This window comes from Isoptericola haloaureus (genome assembly GCF_036689775.1).
GTDB lineage: Bacteria > Actinomycetota > Actinomycetes > Actinomycetales > Cellulomonadaceae > Isoptericola > Isoptericola haloaureus.
In genome coordinates this window covers 72,921-92,109 of sequence record NZ_JBAGLP010000118.1, presented here as the reverse complement: position 1 = coordinate 92,109, position 19,189 = coordinate 72,921, and the positions used below count along the sequence as shown (strand labels likewise).

Genomic DNA, 19,189 nt, shown 5'->3' with positions numbered 1-19,189 from the left:
CTGCGCACGTGCCCGGCGCCGCGGTCAGCGGGTCAGCGCGGTCAGTCGCTCCACGCCGTCGCGCAGCACCTCGGGACGCTTGACGAACGTGAACCGGACGCGCGAGCGCAACGTCTCGGCCGCCGTCGACCCGGCCCGGCAGAAGGCCGAGACCGGCACCCCGACCACCCCGACCAGCTCGGGCAGGCGCAGGCACAGGTCGTGGCCGTCGGCCAGACCGAGACGCTCGAGGTGCGCCGCGCCGTCGGCCACCACGAAGTAGGTGCCCTGCGGGACGACGACGTCGAACCCGGCCCGCTCCAGGCCCGCGCAGAGCAGGTCGCGGCGCTCGGCGAGCGACGCCGCCAGGGCCTGGGGCGCCTCGTCGTCGCCGAGCGCCTGGGCGATCGCCGGTTGGAACGCCGACCCCGAGGTGTAGGTCATGAACTGCTTGACCGTGCGCACCGCCGTGACCAGCTCGGCCGGACCGTGCATCCAGCCGACCTTCCAGCCCGTCAGGCTGAACGTCTTGCCCGAGCTCGACACGGTGAGGGTCCGCTCGGCCATCCCCGGCAGCGTCGCCATCGGGACGTGCTCGGCGTCGTCGTAGACCAGGTGCTCGTAGACCTCGTCGGTCAGCACGACCGTGTCGCGCTCGCGGGCGACGGCGGCGACCTGCTCCAGCTCGGCGTGCGTGAGCACGGTGCCGGTCGGGTTGTGCGGGGTGTTGACCAGGATCATCGCCGTGCGCTCGGTGGCCGCGGTGCGCAGGGCCTCGGCGTCCAGGCGCAGGTCGGGGGTCAGCGGCACGGGGACGTGCGTGGCGCCGGCCATGGCGATGGCGGCGGCGTGCGAGTCGTAGAACGGCTCGAGGGTGATGACCTCGTCGCCGGGGCCGGTCAGCGCGAGGATCGCGGCCGTCAGGGCCTCGGTGGCGCCGGTGGTGGCCAGCACCTCCGTGTCCGGGTCGACGTCGAGGCCGTACCGGCGGTGCTGGTGGTCGGCGATCGCGTGGCGCAGCTCGGGGACGCCGTCGCCGGGGGCGTACTGGTTGCGCCCCGCGTCGATCGCGGCCTTGGCCGCCTCCTTGATCCAGTCCGGGCCGTCGACGTCCGGGAAGCCCTGGCCGAGGTTGACCGCGCCGGTGCGGTTCGCCAGCACCGTCATCTCCGCGAAGATCGTCTGCGCGATCGCCCCGTCGTCGGACAGCAGGCCGGTGGCGGCGGCGACCTGGCGCCACCGAGGTGTGGACGTCATGCAGGCGACACTACCCACGGCGGTCCGAGCGAGCTCGGTTCAGGCGTCGATTTTGAGCACGAACGCTGCGCTGTTCCCTCCGTACTGGAAGCCGAGGTCGTCGCCGTCGGGCCGCTTGTTCCAGATGTCGAGGAACGCGGTGAAGGCGCACTTGGCCCTGGGCGGGTCGAGAACCGGACGGAGCTTGGTCGCGAAGGTCTGCGAGGCACTGCCGCCCACCGATGTTGTCGGGAATCGTCGGTTGCAGAACTCTCGAGGACGCCAGCATCGAGCCGAGACCTCGCGTCCAGATGATGGGGTGGCGCACCTGAAGTGTCTCTTTCAGGTGGTACGCGCGCAGCACCCGACGCTGAAGGCCGCCGTCGGCGTGCCGCCGAAGAACCGGCACTCGGCGTTGAGGACCAGTCCGTTCCGCGCCACCACCAGGACAGAAGGCGCCGCGGTCGAGCCCTGCCGCGCACGCTGCGATTCGGCATCCATCTCCTCGGGCTGGCGTACGGTCGATGACCACCTTGAACTGACCGAGATGCGCGGGGGTGTCGCCGACGCGGCCGCCGAAGCGTACGAGGTGGAGCGGCGTGGGCCGGGGCGGCTGGAGAGTGAAGTTGCACTTCAACCGGCTAACTGGACCGGCAGATGGGTACCCTACCTGTCTGGACGACATTGACAAGTACGGAGCGCCGGAGGTCCTATCTAGTGACATGCGCACAGGCTCGCGCGACGTGCACGCACGGGCACACGCTGGTGGACCCGCCCGGAGCTCGTACGTGCTGGATCGACGACGAGACACCTGGCCACGGCGGCGTGTATGAGTACGCCACGTTGGCCGATGGCTCTCAGCCGTTTGCCGCTGAGATGGTGAGCGAGATGGCGCGCTATCACCCCAACGTGGCCCGCCTCCTGCGTGAAGAGATCAAGGACAAGCTGCAGGACGGGAGTCTGGGGAGGTTGGTCTACGGACCAGGGCAGGAGTGTGACGTGGAGCACATGCAGTGCACGAACACGATCCTGGAGATTCGCCTCACAACTCAGTATGGAGACAACCCGCTCCAGCGGCTATGCACGCGGATCTACTTCAACGAGCCGTGTGCCATCGACGGAGCGATCCGGCTGGTCAGCGTCGCGACGAAGCATCCGGACACGCACACGTCTGCTGAGCAGACTGCCCATGCCCGAGGGGCCGAGGATCGGCTCCACGATGCGAGCGGGTGGTTCACAACCTAGCCTGACCATGCCAGACTATGACGCTGACGTCATGACCCAAGGAGGGTAGATGGATCTCGACGAGCTGCTCGGCATCGACCGGTTCGACCCACAGCAGGCGCTGGCGGGGCGCCTTGTTGCCGAAGACCGTCGTCTGCTCGACGATCTGATCGAAAGTCGCAAACGCGCTGGCATGAACCAGGCGGCGGTTGGCGAGGCGATGGGTGGCATCAGCCAGAGCGCTGTGGCGCGGATCGAGTCTGGTGAAAGGGACCCACACCTCTCGACGCTGCGACGGTATGCCTTGGCAGTCGGCGTTGAGGTCGTTCACAGAGTCAGGAAATTCGAGTTCGCAGATCATCGTGCTCGGATCGATGACATTCTTGCCGAGTTCGACGTCCAAGACGAAGATTTGCCCGACGGGCCGTACGAGATCAGGGCCAGCAAGAGGGCCGTTTCCTATGGGTGACTCCTCGTTTGACTACCGTGTCGGAGGCATGGGCGTCGTCAGATGTTCTGCCAATCCAGGTCGCTCGAAGGCCGAGGGGATCGGATGGCAGCTTCGTGCCTACGGATTTGAAAAGTCTCCTGAGCTAGTGCTCCTAACTGACCTGATAGTGAGGTCCGAGAGGCAGCGCGCGCTAGTCTCAGTTGAATGCCTCGTGGACTTCTTTGGAAAGAAGCCCCCATTTAGCCCCGACGACGACGACGAAGTTTACCGATGCGCGGAAAAAGTGGCGTCGGATTTTGAGCATGTGCTCTACGATTATGCGGCTTCAACAGCTCGGCAATTGATCGCACTAGCACGCATGGACTTGGAAGTGCCAATTCACACGCCGGAAATGGAAGTCAGGCGTCCTGACGCCTTTGGTCCCACTGACCTTGTCCCGGGTCCCCGATAGCGAGTTGCAGTTCTCGCGGCACGCTAAGACGGGCGGAGCGGGGCCCCCTAGTCGTGTCCACTATAAAAGCCTGGACGCGGCTGCAGCGGTGCCAGGCTGATCGGCTTCGGTCGCCGGTAGTTCGTCGGATCGCTCAGCGCTTTTCGAGAAATGAAGGTTTCTACGACCCAAGGAAACAATCCGTCTCCTGGGTTGCCAAAGTAGACACCACGGAGAGTGTCCGATCTGTTCATCGGCGGTATTGCGGTGGCGTCCCGCGGCGTCGGAGTTTCGAAGATTCTTCGCTCAAAAGCTGCAATAGTCATGAACTGGCCGGCGTCATTCCGGTACGGTCCGATTGCTGCTTTTGCTTCAGTTATCTGCTCCGCTGGAACTGGCCAATAGGGCTCACCGTCGCTGACGTACACGTCCAGGTCGGACGCATATCCGATGCGCGGCGGTCTCGCGATTAGTCCATCCATCTCGGGAGAGAGCTTCAGCTTTCCCGAACCTGGGGGGTCGCCGGGGCGGAGCGTGTCCCACGGAATACGGATGCGGAGAACGCGGTGCGCATCTTGTGCAACTTCTTCTCCCGGATAGACCCGCTTGTCGAATTCCTTGTCATGCAGGACTCCGGTTCGGTCACTGACGCTGGAGTCGAATCCGTACTTGAATATCGGCGGGCCAATTCCGGGCCGGTCGTCTGGTCCGTGGAGGCTGACTTTGATCTTCCCGAGCTCCGGGTTGCGCGGTTTGATGTAAAACGATGTCTTGCTTGCCCAGAATCGCCAGACATGGCTATACGGGTGTGTTGTGTAGGGTTTGTCTCTGGTGCCAACGAGTACATACCCGCCCGTCTTATTGGTCATGGGTCCATGTTAGGGCAGGAATGTCATGCGTGAATGGATGCGACTCCGCATCATTCAGGATGCCCAGGAGCCCGCGCAGAACGGTCGCGAGCTTGACGCCACTGTCACATCGTGTCTAGATGTCCTGGTCGCTGCCGAGAAGGCTGACTAGGCATCCCGGTCGAGGCCGCCCGCCATGCGGCGCCGGTCGAGGAGCTCGGAGGGCCACGTGAGCCTGGTCGCCACCTCCCACCCGCCGTTGATTCGTCGGTTCACCGACGCCTTCGGCGGGGGCATCATCGTGACTGCAACGGCGACGGCACGGGCAGGTTGAGCAGGTTCTGTCGGTCGCCGGCGTCCGACGCCGCGATCCCCAGGCAATTCGTAGGTTCGTCGCAGGCTCTCCCCGGGTAGGCCGCGCAGTCTGGAACACATGACAGTGACGACGAGCCTCCCCGGTTCCTCCGTCCCGTCCGCGGCGGATCGGCGTCCGTGGCGGTCGCGCGCTCGTCGCGACGCCGTCGTCCGGACCGGCGCCGCTGCCGCGCTGTGGCTCGCGCTGCTCGGCGTCGACTGGATGTGGGCCGCCGACGGCGGTCTGCAGGCCCTCACTGCCTGGGACACCGCGTTGACCTCTCTCGGGCAGATCACGGGGCTGGCGTCGGCGGCGCTGCTGCTCGCGCAGGTGCTGCTCATGGCCCGGGTGCCCGCGCTGGAGGCGGCGTTCGGGCGCGACCGGCTCGTGGGGATCCACCGGCTGGTCGGGCTGTGGTCGTTCAACCTCCTCGTCGCCCACCTCGTCCTCATCACGTGGGGGTACGCCGCGGGGAGCATCACCGCCTGGCCCGCGACCTTCTGGGACCTGATGTGGCAGTGCCCGGGCATGCTGCTGGCCGTCGGCGGGACCGTGGCGCTGGTGCTGGTCGTGGTCACCAGCGTGCGGGCCGCCCGACGCCGGCTGCGCTACGAGTCGTGGCACCTGCTGCACCTGTACGGGTATCTCGGGGCGGCGCTCGCCCTGCCGCACCAGCTCTGGACCGGGCAGCAGTTCCTGGCCCGCCCCGCCGTCACCGCCGTGTGGTGGACCGTGTGGGCGCTGGTCTTCGCCGCTGTCCTCGTGTGGCGGGTCGCGTTGCCGGCCTGGCGCAGCTGGCACCACCGGATCCAGGTCACCGGCGTCGTGCCCGAGGCGCCGGGCGTGGTGTCCGTGCACCTGATGGGCCGGCGCCTGCACCGGCTGGTCGAGCCCGGGCAGTTCCTGGTCTGGCGGTTCCTGGGCCAGCAGGGCTGGACCCGGGGCAAGCCGTACTCGGTCTCGAGCGCCCCGACGTCCCGCTCCGCCCGCGTGACGGTCGCCGCCGTCGGCCCGGCCAGCACCGCGGCCGCCGACCTGCAGCCGGGCACCCGCGTCGTCGTCGAGGGAGCCTACGGCCGCCTCACCCGCCGCGCGCGCACCCGCCGCAAGGTGCTGCTGATCGGTGCCGGTTCCGGGCTCGCACCGCTGCGGGCGCTCGCCGAGGGCCTCGACTACGCCCCCGGGGAGGCCGTGCTCATCGAGCGGTACCGCGAGCACCCGCTGTTCGCGGCCGAGCTCGACCACCTCGCCGCCACCCGCGGGCTCGGGGTGGTGCGCCTGCCCGGACGACGCCGGGCCGACGGCTCGTGGGTCGGGCCCGGGTTCGACGGCGACGACGACGAGCGGGTCCTGCGCGGCTGGGTGCCCGACGTCGCCGAGCGCGACGTGTACGTCTGCGGGCCGCCCGCGTGGACGCAGAGCGTCCGCGAGGCCGCCCTTGCTGCCGGGGTCCCCGCCGCGCAGCTCCACAGCGAAGACTTCGGATGGTGACGCGAGATGAAGAAGATCGTCCTCTGGGTGCTGTCGACGGTCACCGTCCTGGTCCTGCTGCTGGGCTACCGCACCTCGACCGACCCTGACGCGCTGAGCACCTCGACGTCGGTGGTGCAGGTGGCGACCGGGACGACGTCGGGATCGACGAGCAGTTCCGGGTCGACCAGCAGCACGACCGGTGACGGGGCCGGCGGGTCCACCGGCTCCGGGTCGACCGACACCTCGAACGGGTCCGGGTCCTCGAACGGCAGCGGGGGATCGTCCGGGTCCGTCAGCACGACGGCGTCCGGCGACGTCGTCCAGACCCGCTGGGGCCCGCTGCAGGTGGAGATCACCGTCAAGAACGGGCAGATCACCGCCGTCGACGTCCCGGTGTATCCGGACGACAACGGCAAGGACCGGCAGATCAACGGGTACGCACTGCCGGTGCTCGTCCAGGAGACGCTCGACGCCCAGAGCGCCTCGATCGACATGGTCAGCGGCGCCACGGTGACGAGCATGGGATACACGCAGTCGCTGCAGAGCGCGCTCGACCAGGCGGGGCTGTGAGCGGCATGGCGCCCACCCAGCCTGCGGTCCGCCGCCGGGTCATGCACGTCATGGGGATGCCGGTCAGCGTGGCGCTGCGGGGCCGCCACGCCGAGGGGCCCGCCGCGGACCGGGCCTGGGACCGGGTGGTCGCCGAGCTGCAGCACGTGGACGCCACCTTCAGCACCTACCGGCCCGACTCGGTGATCAGCCGGCTGGCGCGCGGAGAGATCGGCGTCGACGCTCTGCCCGACGAGGTGCGCGAGGTGCTGGCGCTGGGGGAGGAGGCCCGCCGGGCGTCCGACGGCGCGTTCGACGTCGTGCAGCGGCACCCGGACGGCACCGAGACCTTCGACCCGAGCGGCGTCGTCAAGGGCTGGGCGATCGAGCGGGCGGCCCGGCACCTGCGAGACCTCAAGGGAACCGACTTCTGCCTCGCGGCCGGTGGCGACATGGTGTGCCACGTGGCCAGCGACGACGCCGAGCCCTGGCGGGTCGGGATCGAGGACCCGCACGCCCCGGCGCGGCTCGTCGCCGTCGTGCCGGTGCGGGACGGGGCCGTGGCGACCTCCGGGCTCGCGCACCGGGGTGACCACGTCGTGGATGCGCGCTCCGGGCGGACGCCGACGGCGCTCGCGTCCGTGACCGTCGTCGGGCCGAGCCTGACGTGGGCGGACATCGACGCCACGAGTGCCTTCGCGCTCGGTGCCGACGGCCGCGACTGGCTCCGGACGCGGGCGGGGGAGACGGGGCTGGTGGTCTGGGCGGACGGGCGTGCCGAGCCGTTCGCCGGCGTCGGGATCGCATGACCTGTCTTGTGCCAGGGAAGAAGCTCCTCCGGGGCGTCCCACGACCGGGGAGAGCGACGAGGCTCCCTCACCCTTGCGGTGAGGTCGAGCGGTCGACTGCGGTTCTTCCGCGACCTCCGCCGTAGACTCCGGCGGGTGAGCAACCCAGCGTCGTACCCCACGATGGAGGACGTCATCGGCGGCACCCCGCTGGTGCGTCTGCAGCGCCTGCCGGGGCCGGAGAACGAACGTCGCGGCAACGTGCTGCTCGCCAAGCTCGAGGGGAACAACCCGGCCGGCTCGGTGAAGGACCGGCCGGCGATCAGCATGATCCGGGGCGCCGAGGAGCGAGGGGAGATCGCCCCCGGCGACACGCTGCTGGAAGCCACGTCCGGCAACACCGGGATCGCCTTGGCGATGGCGGCGGCGATCAGCGGCTACCCCTTGGTCATCGTGATGCCCGAGGACGCCTCCACCGAGCGGATCCAGACGATGACGGCGTACGGAGCCGACCTGGTGCTGACCTCGGCGAAGGGCGGCATGGAAGAGGCCCGCGACGTCGTGACGCGGATGGAGCGGGAAGGTCGCGGCCGGGTCCTGGACCAGTTCGGCAACCCGGACAACCCCCGTGCCCACGAGGTCGGTACAGGCCCGGAGCTGTGGCGCCAGACCGACGGACGGATCACGCACTTCGTGTCCGCGATGGGCACCACCGGCACGATCACCGGGGTCTCGCGGTTCCTGAAGTCGCGCAACCCCGATGTCCAGATCGTCGGGGCCCAGCCCGCGGAGGGCTCGAGGATCCCCGGGATCCGCGCCTGGCCACCGGAGTACGTGCCGAGGATCTTCGACCCGTCGGCGGTGGACCGCACCGTGGAGGTCACCCAGACCGACGCCGAGGCGATGGCCCGCCGGCTGGCCCGCGAGGAGGGCATCTTCGGCGGTGTCTCCGCGGCCGGCGCGTGCTGGACCGCCCTGCAGGTGGCCGAGGAGGTCGAGGGGGCGACGATCGTCTTCGTGGTCTGCGACCGCGGCGACCGGTACCTCTCCAGCGGCGTGTTCCCCGCCTGAGAGTCGCCGTCGAGTCCACCGTCCGCACGTGCGGTGACGCGCTGGTGACGCGGCCGTGACGCTCTCGGAGGAACGTGTCGGGCGTGGTCGCCCAGTGGGTGGGCGACCGGAAGGCGCGCCTTCAGGACCTCGGAGGGAGGGCCGACCCATGAAGCGGTCGATGCGTGCAGGTGCCGTTCTCGGAATGGCTGCAGCAGGGATGATGATGGCTGGCTACGCGGTGGCGGGGACCAGCTCGACGACGCTGGCCAACGGGGCTGACCTGTCGGTGACGGTCAGTACCCCGACCACGGGGGACACGTTCCTGGTCCCGACGGGGTCGACGACCGTCGACGTCCCCGTCGAAGGCAGCGCCTCGATCGGCGAGGGCGAGCCGAACGTGCACTGGACCTATGTCGTCGACGTCAGCGGCAGCACCGGCGCCGGCTGTGGATCGGTCGGCGGCACGGTGCTGGACTGCGAGAAGCAGGCTGTCACCAACCTCAACGACACGGTGGTCGCCGACGGGTCCGGCAAGGACGTCGGCGTCAGCGTGTTCGGTCGCGGCGGCGCGTCCGCCGACATGAGCGGCGACGCCGGCAACCAGCCGATCGTGGCTCCGGACGACCCGGGAGTCGGCGTCGTCATCGGCTCGATCGTCATCGGAGGCGTCAACCAGTACACCGCCCGCCCGGTCAACTCCGGCGACACGAACTTCAGCGCCGGACTGACAGCGGCGGGCACCAGCGTCTCTGCGTCCACCGCCGCGTCCAAGAACGTCGTCTTCCTGTCCGACGGCGCATCCAACCTGGGCGGCGGCAACTTCAACGCTGCCGTGGCCGCGCTGGACGGCGCGGGTGCCACGATCTACTCCTTCGCTGTCGGTAGCGGTGCGAGCTGCGCCAGCGGATCGGACGGCACGCTCCAGGCGATGGCCGACGCGACCGGCGGCACCTGCACCAACGTGCCGGACCCGGCCACGTTGCCCGACATCGTCCAGAACGTCACCGACACCGCGATGACGGACGTCGCGCTCGAGGTCGACACGGTGAGCACGTCCTTCGACACGCTCACGCAGACACCGCCGTTCGACGGTCCGGGGAGCACGGACTTCACGGCCACCGCGGCGGACCAGGCGCCGGGTGCGCACGAGGTGTGCGCGTCCGCGACCGGCACGGGGCCGAAGAGCGATGCGACCTCGGAGCAGACGGTCACGCAGTGCGAGACCTACGACGTGTACGCGTTCTCCCTGACTCCCGAGACCGCCACCAACGAGCTCGGGACGGACGACGAGCACACCGTCATCGCCACGGTGGACGGGCCCGACGGGAAGCTGGCGGGGTGGCCGGTCGAGTTCGCCGTGACCGGGCAGAACGCCGGGGCGAGCGGGACGTGCGCCCCCGCCTCGTGCGAGACCGACGCCGACGGTGAGGTGACCTTCACCTACAGCGTCCCGGTCGAGCCCGACAGCCTGGGCACCGACACCATCTCGGCCACGGTCACCGTCAACGGTGACTCCGCCACGGTGGACGTGACCAAGGAGTGGGTGGACACGACGCCGCCGACGGCCACGTGCGAGCCCGGACCCAACCCGGGCGGGCAGATCCCCGCCGCACCCGGCGAGGGGGGCCAGGGACAGAACCAGGACGGGTTCTACACGGTCACGGCGACGGACGACGTCTGGGGCGCTGAGTCCCTCGAGGTCTTCGTCACCGACGACGGCACCGGGCACGTCTTCGGCCCCTACGCCAACCCGACCAACATCAAGTGGACCGAGGCCAACGGGGCCGAGCCCAGCGAGAAGGCCGGCTCGGGCGCCGTCGACCGGGCGCTGAAGGGTCAGGGCGACGCGCAGGTCACCGCCGTCGACGGCTCCGGCAACACGTCGGACCCGGTTGCCTGCCTGGTCCCGCCCGCACCGCAGTGACGGCCGACCCGACCGCTCCTGCCTGACACGGGTGTGGCCGGTACCCGGACGTCACGGTCCGGGTACCGGCCACGACCTCGATCCGCCGCGATGTCGCACCGCTGCTCGAGCCTGCTCACCGACGGCGTGCGTCCCGTCGCGCCGGACGGGAGCCTGGAGGCGTGACCGCCGTCGACCCCAAGAAGACCTGGCGCGCGCTGTACTCGGCATCGCCCGAGCCGGAGCTCGTGACCGTGCCGCCCCGGCCGTACCTGCTGGTCGACGGTGCGGGGGCGCCGGGCGGCCCGGCGTACCTCGCCGCGGTGACGAGCCTGTACCCGGTGGCCTACGCCCTGCGCGCCGCCGTCAAGGAGGCCATCGGGACCGCGTACACGGTGATGCCGCTGGAGGGCCTGTGGTGGGCCGAGGAGATCGAGCGGTTCCGTGAGCTGCCGCGCTCGGCGTGGCTCTGGACGATGATGATCAGCCTGCCCGACGACGTCGCGGCGGTCCCGGCGGTCGACGTCGTCGAGCGCACGACGGCGGCACGCGGCCTGCCGGCCCGCGTCCGGCTGGAGCACTTCGGTGACGGCGACGCCGCGCAGGTGCTCCACGTCGGGCCGTACACCGAGGAGGCGCCGACGGTGGACGCGCTGCACGCGTTCGTCGCGGCCTCGGGACGCGAGCTGGCCGGACGGCACCACGAGATCTACCTGTCCGACCCGCGGCGGGTCGCGCCCGAACGGCTGCGGACGATCATCCGGCAGCCGATGACCTCTGGCTGACGGCGTCGCCCGATCTCCCCGGAGTTGTCCACAGGGTGGATGACCCCCGGCGCAGCGGGAAGGAAGTTCGCTACTGTCGGTCGCGCTTGAGTGAAAAAGCCCGATTGTCCCGACGGAGAGGTACTACGGGTGGACACCGACGTCCTGACCCGCGACGAGGCGGGGAGCCTGCTGACGAGCGAGGTCCGTGAGCTCGTGCGCCGGCGCGGCATCGATCCCGTGACCGACCGGCACGGGCTCGACCGCCTGGTGGCCGAGGCGGTGGCCGACTACAGCGACCGCGCGACGGCCGGCGTCGTGCCGCCTCTGGTGGACGCGGTCGGGACCACGCGGGCGCTCGTCGACGCCTTCGGCGGCTTCGGGCCGTTGCAGCCCTACCTCGACGATCCGGAGATCGAGGAGGTGTGGATCAACAACCCGGCCCAGGTGTTCGTCGCCCGGCGTGGTGTGAGCGAGCTGACGACGACCTTGCTCACGGCTCAGCAGGTCCGCGACCTCGTCGAGCGGATGTTGAAGTCCAGCGGTCGGCGGCTCGACCTGAGCTCCCCGTTCGTGGACGCGACGCTCCCGGGCGGGGAGCGGCTGCACGTCGTGATCCCGGACGTCACGCGCGAGCACCTGGCGGTGAACATCCGCAAGCACGTCGTGCGAGCGCACCATCTCGACCACCTCGTCCGGCTCGGGTCGCTCACGGCGCACGCCGCCGCCTTCCTCGACGCGGCCGTGCGGGCCGGGGCGAACATCCTGGTGGCCGGGGCCACGCAGGCCGGCAAGACCACCATGCTCAACGCGCTCGCGGGGTCGACCCCGGCTGGTCAGCGGGTCGTCTCGTGCGAGGAGGTCTTCGAGCTGCGGCTGCCGGTGCGCGACCACGTCGCGATGCAATGCCGGCAGCCCAGCCTCGAGGGCACCGGGGAGATCCCGCTGCGGCGCCTGGTCAAGGAGGCCCTGCGGATGCGGCCGGACCGGATCGTCATCGGCGAGGTGCGGGAGGCAGAGAGCCTCGACATGCTCATCGCCCTGAACGCGGGTGTTCCCGGGATGGGCACCGTGCACGCGAACTCGGCGCGCGAGGCGGTCACGAAGATGTGCACGCTGCCGTTGCTCGCCGGTGAGAACATCTCGGACCGCTTCGTCACCCCGACGGTCGCGTCCGCGCTCGACGTCGTGGTCCACCTCGGAGTCACGCCCGACGGCGTGCGGCAGTGCCGCGAGATCGTCGCGATCACCGGGCGCGTGGAGGAGGGGCGCGTCGAGACGGCGCAGCTCTTCCGTCGTCGCCCGGCCCGCTTCGGCGGCGACCTCGTCCGGGGGGACGGCTTCCCCGCCGGCGTCGAGAAGTACGAACGCCTCGGTGTCGACGTGCACGCCCTGCTGGCGGGTGAGCGCTGATGGGGGTCGTCGTCGGCCTCGTCGGTGGGGCCGGGCTGTTCTGTCTCTGGTGGTCCTGCTGGGAGCGGCCCGACCGCCGACGACGGCGCGGCCGCCGGTACCAGGCTGTGCAGGACCTCCTCGTCCAGGCCGGTGCGCCGACGGTCACGCCGGGAGCGCTGTGGGCGGTCAGCGCAGGGATCGCGCTCGTCGTGCTGCTCGTGGGGCTGGCCCTGACCCGGTCGCCGGCCATCGCCGCCTGCTTCGCCGTCATGGCTGCGGTGGCACCCGAGGCGTTGGTCCGCACGCGAGCCCGTCGACGACGTGAGGACCTGCGCGAGGTCTGGCCGGACGTCGTGGACCACCTCGCCTCGGGCGTGCGGGCCGGTCTCTCCCTTCCGGAGGCCGTCGCCCAGCTCGGCGAGCGAGGGCCCGAGGCCCTGCGCGAGCCGTTCGCGCAGTTCGCCGCGGACCACCGCGCGACCGGTCGGTTCGGCGAGTGCCTCGACCTGCTCAAGGACCGGCTCGCGGACCCCGTCGCCGACCGGATCATCGAGTCGCTCCGGCTGACCCGCGAGGTCGGCGGCACCGACCTCGGACGGCTGCTCCGCAGCCTGTCGAGCTTTCTGCGCCAGGACCTGCGGACGCGCGGAGAGCTGGAGGCGCGCCAGTCGTGGACCGTCAACGGTGCGCGGGTGGCGGCCGCCGGCCCGTGGGTCGTGCTGGCCCTCCTGGCCAGCCGACCCGAGACCGCACAGGCGTACAACTCCGCGGCCGGGGTGGCCGTGCTGCTCACCGGTGCCGGGTGCTCGGTGGTGGCCTATCGGGTCATGCGCCGGATCGGACGCCTGCCGGAAGAAGGGCGGGTGCTGCGATGACGCTCGCCGTGACCGGCGCCCTGCTGGGGCTCCTCGCCGGGGTCGGGCTGCTGCTGGCCCTGGCCGCCGTCCGCGGCCGCCGCATCTCGCTGGACGAACGCCTCGCCCCGGCGCTGCGTCGTCGCGACGCCACCTCCGGTCTGCTGCGCGACCAGGTGACCCGTTCGCCGTTCGGGGTCGTCGACCGTCTCGTCGCCCCGTGGGTCGCGGACGCGGCCGGGTGGTTCGAACGCCTCGGCTCCACGCGAGAGGACGTCCAACGTCGGCTCGACAGAGCCGGCCTGCGCGAGACGGTCGAGCAGTTCCGTGCCCGTCAGCTGGTCTGGACCACGCTGGGTCTGGCCGGCGGGCTCTTGCTGTCCGTCGTGCTCGCCGCGAGCCGCGGCTCCTCCGTCGTGGTGCTGGCCGCCCTGGTGCTCCTGGCGGGCGCCACCGGCTTCGTCGGGTGCGACCAGCGGCTCTCGGGCGCCGCGCGGCGTCGCGAGGAACGGATGCTCGCCGAGTTCCCCACCGTCGCCGAGCTCCTCGCACTGGCCGTCACCGCGGGGGAGGGGCCGGTGCCGGCTCTCGAGCGCGTCGCGGCCACGGCGCGCGGCGAGCTGTCCGGCGAGCTCTCGACGATGCTCGCGGACGTCCGGGCGGGAGCGCCCATCACCGTGGCGCTGACCGCCATGGCCGACCGCACGGGCCTGCCGTCCCTGACGCGGTTCGCCGAGGGGGTGGCCGTCGCGCTCGAGCGCGGTACCCCCCTCTACGAGGATGCGCTGCTAACGTAGCAGAAATGCGAGCCCTCGTGTATGTCCGACTCTCCGAGTGGAGCGGTGAAGATGATCCGTCCATGTCGCCACAGGGGCAGGAGCAGGCTTGTCGTGACTATGCCGCAGCCGTGGGCTGGGACGTCGTTGACGTCGTCCGAGACCTCGATATCTCCGGGTCTAGCCGTGGCCTGCGCCTGGACCGCCCAGGTATCCGGGAGCTACGTGGCCGGCTCGACGACTGCGACGTGATCGTCTTCAAGCGTTTGGACCGGCTCGCGCGCAATGTAGTGGACTTCCGCACGTTCGCCGATGAGTGCAAGGACCGCAACGTCGTCCTCGTGTCTGTCGTCGACCGTCTCGACATGACGACTTCGATGGGCCGCTTCGCCGCCACGATCATCGCAGCCTTCGCGGAGATGGAGTCCGACATGATCGGGGAACGCGTCCGGGAAGGCAGGGCCAACCAGCGCAAGGCTCGTAGATGGGGCGGGGGCTTCCTGCCGTGGGGTTATCAGAGCGCTCCGAATCCGGATGGGCCGGGCAGGGTTCTCGAAGTGAACCCCGGCGAGGCGGAGGTCGCCCGGGAGATGGCCCAGCGCATCATTCGAGGCGAGTCTCTCTACTCAATCGGTGCTGATCTTCGGAAGCGGGGGGTCCAGGGCCGTCGATCGTCGCGGTGGGACGCCACAACGGTGCGACGTATCGTCGAGGCGCCCTCCCTGGTCGGAACCCTCATGCACGACAAGAAGCCGGTTCTGGACGACCTCGGGCTCCCCGTGCGTGCTTGGCCGCCCGCGATCGACCCGGACCTGCAACTGGAGGCCATCGCAGCCCTGTCTACCCGGAGGGTTCCGCGTCGGGAGCGAAGGGTCAAGGCAGCTCGGTTACTCAGCGGTTTGATCTCATGCCCATCGTGCGGACGTCCGCTGAGCCTGAAGTCCGTACGCGGTGTGTCTCAGTACGCCTGTGCGTCGAGGTCTCGGGGGATCGACTGTGCCGGGGGTGTCTCGGTCAGGGCCGAGCTCGCGGATGCTGAGGCTGAGCGGAGGCTTCTGCTGAAGGTGGGCTCATGGCGTCGAGTCGTAACCGAGCTCCATGAGGTAGAGGCCGATCGAGGAAGGCTGCACGACGTCGAGCAAGCGCTTGACGAGGTTGGACGAGCGTTTCAGGACCCTGCGGCGGATGTCCAAGCACTTGTCCTGCGGCGGGATGAACTCGTGAGGATGCGTGGCGAGCTCTCCGCCGCCAGGTTCCAGCGCAGCACCTCCGAAGCGCGCAAGTCCGTTCGTGAGGAATGGAACTCAGGAGACCTGGTCGATCGTCAACATCTTCTGCGCGCCTACATTGACGAGGTGCAGGTACGACCTAGCGAAGGGCGACGTGGATTCTCCCCGGATCGAGTCGTCATCAAGTGGTCTGAGGGCGTGGTTCATCAGGATGGCTACGAGCACACCTACGTCATTGAACCCGGATGGGCCTACATGAGCGCTCATGACCGGGAGACCCTGGAGGCTGCTTTGAGGCCCCCGCAGAAGTAGCCCCTCCTCGGGCGTGTCTCTTAGACCGTCCGGCGGAATGTGGCGGCGGGGGCACGCCTCGCCTCAGAGTGGGGAGACGCGCCGGGGGCACACATTGATGGTCTATGTGGCCGGGAGGTCGATTGGCAACAGTATCGTGCTGCATTCTGGAAGGGCTCGTCAAGCCGCTAGTCGACCTTTCGCTGTGAGAGGAAGAGGGGCCTTCGATGCGGAAAGTGGCGACTCGTTATGATATTGTGATCACACGTTCCGGGCGTTCCCGGATTCGAACCCTGACCGACTGAGTCGGCCCCTGGAAGAAAGCACGAGGTTGAAGATGCACCCCGCACCCGCAGGGGTCCAGCGCTGTGAGAGCGCTGTTGTCCGTACCTATGGAGTTCCTTCGTGCCTTCCGCTTCACCAGTTGTTGGAAACTGGTCCTCACTTGATGAGATTGCCCCGTGGATCAGACGTGTCCCAGTAGTTGAACCGACGACTGAGGCCATGCCTCACGTCCTTCGGTCCCGTCTCTTCCGTGCCGCGCGCCCGTCCCGTACGTCTGCCTCGGGCAGTCTTCGCCAGCGCTTGTCCTACGCGATCCTCGCCCACTCGTCCGTGGTGGCGCTGCGTCCATCGGAGGTCGCCGGCGAGATCAGAGTCTCCGCGAGTGAGTTCACTGATGCTGTCGAAGATCTGCGTCTGGCAGGCCTCATCGCTGCTCACTCCACTGCTGAGCGCGTGGACCTCCTCGGTCCGGCGGTGCTCGACGTCTTCTCCGTTGCCTCTGTTGATGAGGCGGCACGTTGAGCCGACGTCCGGTCGCCAAGGGAGTCAACTTTGGTGCAGGTGTGCCTTGGCGCGCCGTGAACACGGAAGCTGACGAACGTCTCGCCGACAACGTGGAGGCGCCGCTTGATCTGCGCCTCGTGGCTCTGGCGCGTGCCCGCATGGAACACGGCGGGCACGCTCACTTCGCTCGCAGCGAGCTCTGCCAGCGTCTTCAACTCGTCACCAAGTCGGGGACCCGCGCCGGCGAGGTTCGCGTACCTACGCGTCACGCGGTGAACAAGGCGATCGCGAGGCTGGCGGAATGGGGCGTCATCGCCCCGAAGTCGTGGAGTCAGTGCATCCAGTTCCCGCCGTTTGACGTCCAGAACGGCCTGAGGACGGGCGTGAGTACTCCCTGCCCTCGTCGACCCGGTGCCTGACAGACACCGATCTAGCGTTCTCGGATACCAGGGGTCACCCATCTGCCGCGTTCGGTGACCTCTGGTTTCCACGGCAACGCTCTGACCTGCACAAACGCAGGATGTCTCTTCTCTTCTTTCCCCAACGGCGGGAAACAGGGGGAGGGGAATCAGGGACGAGGACTCTAGACCCTAGGGCTCCATGCCCAGAACCAGGGACCCAGCGCCTCGTTCCATCACTGAACAGCCGCGCGTAGCGCGGCATCAATCCCAGAAAATAGGAGCCTACATTGGCAACTACGTCGAAGAACACGAAGCAGGACTCGATCATCGAGCACCAGGCCCAGATCGAGCTGACTGAACAGCAAGTCGATGACCGGCTCGAAGCGATCGAGAAGGCCGAAGCCCACCTTGACGACCTCAAGGCGCGACTGGCTGGGGGAGACGAGTCCGTCACCGTCCAGCACCTGACCGAGGCCCAGACGGGCGTCGAGCGCGCCCAGATCCTGCACCAGGGAACAGTCGCCAAGGTCGAGCGACTCAAGGCCGAGGCCCCGTTCATCCCGATCGTCGCGGACGCGATGTCCGATGCCCTTGCCGAAGAGCTGGCCGTCCCGGTCAAGGTCGTGGACGAGTTCCCCGAGAACCCGGGCAAGAACCTGCCCGTGCTGTACCTGGTCCAGCCCGGGGCAGCCGAGCCTGACCGCCACCCGCGCCCCTACGGTTCGATGACGGGTCAGGTCCGAGCCCGGTTCCACCGGCCCGCCTACATGCGTGCGGCCATCACGGCCAAGGACATCGAGTCCGCTCTGGCCGGCGTTCAGGGCACCTACCGCGCGGGACGTGTGGCCACGAACGGTCAGGTCGACACCTTCACCATCGATGGTCAGGGCGTGTGGCCCGAGCTGCCCAAGGTGCCGGGCAAGCCCCACGCGCACGTCGTGAAGGGGTTCGCCGCCAACCTCGCCCACTCGGTCCGCGCCTCGACGAAGGACACCGAAACCCGGGTCCTGCCGTCCATGACGGACTCGGGTTACTCCTGGGTCGACGTCTACGGCGTCGGCGTCGAGGTCGTCGATGCGAGCGTTACGGCATACACCGTGGACGAGGGTGTCGCGACGACGACGATCCGGGTCTCGTTCGACGCGTGGGTGTCCCAGGGGTTCGAGCACCGCATCCCCTCCGCCAGCGTCAAGGAGCTGGCGGAGTCTGCCGTGCGTCGGCTCGACGGCAAGGCGTTCGCTTACGTCGGACGGGTGACTGCGGCTGAGCTCACGCGCAAGACGATGAACGTCGGAGCCGTGAAGATGCAGGCCAATCACGGTGGCTTCTTCAAGCGGGACCGAGGCGCTGCCAGCGTCTACGTCGCGACCTTCACGTTCAAGGCGGCCGCGTGACCGGAACCCCTGACCCCCAGATCGGGGACCGGTACGGCAAGTGGACCGTCGTCGGCGATGTGATCCGGCTCAAGGGGCGTAAGCACGCTCAAGTCCGATGCGAGTGCGGCATCGAGCGGAACGTCCAGGTCGGTCACTTGAAGGCCGGCGAGTCCACGCAGTGCCGGCAGTGCTCGGGCCTCTGGGTCCGGTTGCCCGACGACGCCGTGACGTACGACGCCATGCACCAGCGCCTGCGCAAGGAGTTGGGCTCGGCCAGCGAGCACGAGTGCTACGACTGCGGGCGACCCGCTCAACAGTGGTCCTACGCCTACTACAGCGGCGATAGGGAACGACTCGAGCTCCGCAACGGCTGTCTGCTGCGTTACAGCATCGATCCCGATGACTACTACGCCCGCTGCGTGGCCTGCCACATCAAGTACGACGTGGAGATCACCGCCGAGGTCGGCAAGCCCGTCCTGCCCGATCAGGTGGCGCTAGCCGCCTAGCGCCGCCACCGTGCCGCAGCCGGGTCAACAGGAGTCTGACACCTGTTGACCCGGCACGGACGGCGCTCAAGCCCACTCAAGACCCAGACACAGGAGACACGTGATCACACCCGAAGAAGCCGAACGACGCTGGAACCTCGACCTCTGCCACCGCTGCGCACAGCCCCTCCCGGAGCACGACAACTGGACCATGCGCTACTGCTCCTCAAGCTGCCGCCAAGCGGCATACAGAGCCCGGGGCGAGTACCGCAACCACCGTCCCGGCTCGACCGAGGATGAACTCGACCGCGCAGGCGCAGCAGCCGCGTAGGAACGCAACAGGGCCCGTTCAGCTCACCACGAGCACGAACGGGCCCTGCGAGCGGTCACTCGCGCCCCTCAGCCCTTCAGCCGTGCATCTGAATCGCCATATCACACGAACCTGTGTAGCAACCGCGAAGGCCTGTGGATAAACCTGTGGAGAGATTCAGTGAAGCACTCACAGCATCGAACATCTAGTGGTCAATGGTGCCGCTCAGG

Annotated in this window: 19 protein-coding genes; 16 read left to right on the top strand and 3 right to left on the bottom strand. The window is 69.0% G+C overall.

Features of this window, described 5'->3' with window-relative positions:
* Positions 1–24: 24 nt before the first annotated feature.
* Positions 25–1,236 carry an aminotransferase class I/II-fold pyridoxal phosphate-dependent enzyme gene (locus tag V5O49_RS10705; RefSeq protein WP_332902231.1) on the bottom strand — a complete coding sequence of 404 codons (1,212 nt, stop codon included), beginning with the start codon at positions 1,234–1,236 and terminating at the stop codon, positions 25–27.
* A gap of 39 nt (positions 1,237–1,275) precedes the next feature.
* A complete protein-coding gene (locus V5O49_RS10700) occupies positions 1,276–1,455 on the bottom strand; it encodes a hypothetical protein (protein ID WP_332902230.1) in 180 nt (59 codons plus the stop codon).
* 79 nt (positions 1,456–1,534) lie between these two features.
* Between V5O49_RS10700 and V5O49_RS10695 the strand changes: the two genes are divergently transcribed.
* The 3 genes from V5O49_RS10695 to V5O49_RS10685 all read left to right on the top strand — a co-directional run bounded on the left by V5O49_RS10695 (position 1,535) and on the right by V5O49_RS10685 (position 2,908).
* A complete protein-coding gene (locus tag V5O49_RS10695; RefSeq protein WP_332902229.1) occupies positions 1,535–1,903 on the top strand; it encodes a hypothetical protein in 369 nt (122 codons plus the stop codon).
* A gap of 77 nt (positions 1,904–1,980) precedes the next feature.
* Positions 1,981–2,460 carry a hypothetical protein gene (locus V5O49_RS10690; RefSeq protein WP_332902228.1) on the top strand — a complete coding sequence of 160 codons (480 nt, stop codon included), beginning with the start codon at positions 1,981–1,983 and terminating at the stop codon, positions 2,458–2,460.
* Between the two features lie 49 nt (positions 2,461–2,509).
* Positions 2,510–2,908, top strand: a complete 399-nt coding sequence (locus tag V5O49_RS10685) for a helix-turn-helix transcriptional regulator (RefSeq protein WP_332902227.1) — start codon at positions 2,510–2,512, stop codon at positions 2,906–2,908.
* Between the two features lie 480 nt (positions 2,909–3,388).
* Here the strand turns inward: V5O49_RS10685 and V5O49_RS10680 are convergent, their stop codons facing one another.
* Positions 3,389–4,189 carry a hypothetical protein gene (locus V5O49_RS10680; RefSeq protein WP_332902226.1) on the bottom strand — a complete coding sequence of 267 codons (801 nt, stop codon included), beginning with the start codon at positions 4,187–4,189 and terminating at the stop codon, positions 3,389–3,391.
* A 412-nt stretch (positions 4,190–4,601) separates the two neighbouring features.
* Here V5O49_RS10680 and V5O49_RS10675 point away from each other — a divergent pair, with 412 nt between their 5' ends.
* The 13 genes from V5O49_RS10675 to V5O49_RS10615 all read left to right on the top strand — a co-directional run bounded on the left by V5O49_RS10675 (position 4,602) and on the right by V5O49_RS10615 (position 18,670).
* Positions 4,602–6,014 carry a ferredoxin reductase family protein gene (locus V5O49_RS10675; RefSeq protein ID WP_332902225.1) on the top strand — a complete coding sequence of 471 codons (1,413 nt, stop codon included), beginning with the start codon at positions 4,602–4,604 and terminating at the stop codon, positions 6,012–6,014.
* 6 nt (positions 6,015–6,020) lie between these two features.
* Positions 6,021–6,566, top strand: coding sequence for an FMN-binding protein (locus tag V5O49_RS10670; RefSeq protein WP_332902224.1), 546 nt, complete (start codon positions 6,021–6,023; stop codon positions 6,564–6,566).
* A gap of 5 nt (positions 6,567–6,571) precedes the next feature.
* Entirely contained in the window at positions 6,572–7,354 is a 783-nt protein-coding gene (locus tag V5O49_RS10665; RefSeq protein ID WP_332902223.1) for an FAD:protein FMN transferase, read from the top strand.
* Positions 7,355–7,489: 135 nt separating this feature from the next.
* Positions 7,490–8,404 (top strand): cysteine synthase CysM, encoded by a 915-nt coding sequence (cysM, locus tag V5O49_RS10660; RefSeq protein ID WP_332902222.1) that lies wholly within the window; start codon positions 7,490–7,492, stop codon positions 8,402–8,404.
* A 184-nt stretch (positions 8,405–8,588) separates the two neighbouring features.
* Positions 8,589–10,310 carry a vWA domain-containing protein gene (locus V5O49_RS10655; protein WP_332902221.1) on the top strand — a complete coding sequence of 574 codons (1,722 nt, stop codon included), beginning with the start codon at positions 8,589–8,591 and terminating at the stop codon, positions 10,308–10,310.
* A 161-nt stretch (positions 10,311–10,471) separates the two neighbouring features.
* The gene (locus V5O49_RS10650; protein ID WP_332902220.1) at positions 10,472–11,074 is read left to right on the top strand and encodes a GyrI-like domain-containing protein; all 603 of its coding nucleotides are present in this window, start codon (positions 10,472–10,474) and stop codon (positions 11,072–11,074) included.
* A 129-nt stretch (positions 11,075–11,203) separates the two neighbouring features.
* Entirely contained in the window at positions 11,204–12,466 is a 1,263-nt protein-coding gene (locus tag V5O49_RS10645; RefSeq protein WP_332902219.1) for a TadA family conjugal transfer-associated ATPase, read from the top strand.
* Positions 12,466–13,323 (top strand): type II secretion system F family protein, encoded by an 858-nt coding sequence (locus V5O49_RS10640; RefSeq protein WP_332902218.1) that lies wholly within the window; start codon positions 12,466–12,468, stop codon positions 13,321–13,323. Before V5O49_RS10645 ends, V5O49_RS10640 begins: the two co-directional genes overlap by 1 nt.
* Positions 13,320–14,099 carry a type II secretion system F family protein gene (locus V5O49_RS10635; protein ID WP_332902217.1) on the top strand — a complete coding sequence of 260 codons (780 nt, stop codon included), beginning with the start codon at positions 13,320–13,322 and terminating at the stop codon, positions 14,097–14,099. Before V5O49_RS10640 ends, V5O49_RS10635 begins: the two co-directional genes overlap by 4 nt.
* A gap of 5 nt (positions 14,100–14,104) precedes the next feature.
* Positions 14,105–15,619 carry a recombinase family protein gene (locus tag V5O49_RS10630; protein ID WP_332902216.1) on the top strand — a complete coding sequence of 505 codons (1,515 nt, stop codon included), beginning with the start codon at positions 14,105–14,107 and terminating at the stop codon, positions 15,617–15,619.
* A 564-nt stretch (positions 15,620–16,183) separates the two neighbouring features.
* Positions 16,184–16,405, top strand: coding sequence for a hypothetical protein (locus V5O49_RS10625; RefSeq protein ID WP_332902215.1), 222 nt, complete (start codon positions 16,184–16,186; stop codon positions 16,403–16,405).
* Between the two features lie 670 nt (positions 16,406–17,075).
* A complete protein-coding gene (locus tag V5O49_RS10620; RefSeq protein ID WP_332902214.1) occupies positions 17,076–18,182 on the top strand; it encodes a hypothetical protein in 1,107 nt (368 codons plus the stop codon).
* Complete coding sequence (locus tag V5O49_RS10615) at positions 18,179–18,670, top strand: hypothetical protein (RefSeq protein ID WP_332902213.1); 492 nt, start codon at positions 18,179–18,181, stop codon at positions 18,668–18,670. Before V5O49_RS10620 ends, V5O49_RS10615 begins: the two co-directional genes overlap by 4 nt.
* Positions 18,671–19,189 lie beyond the last annotated feature (519 nt).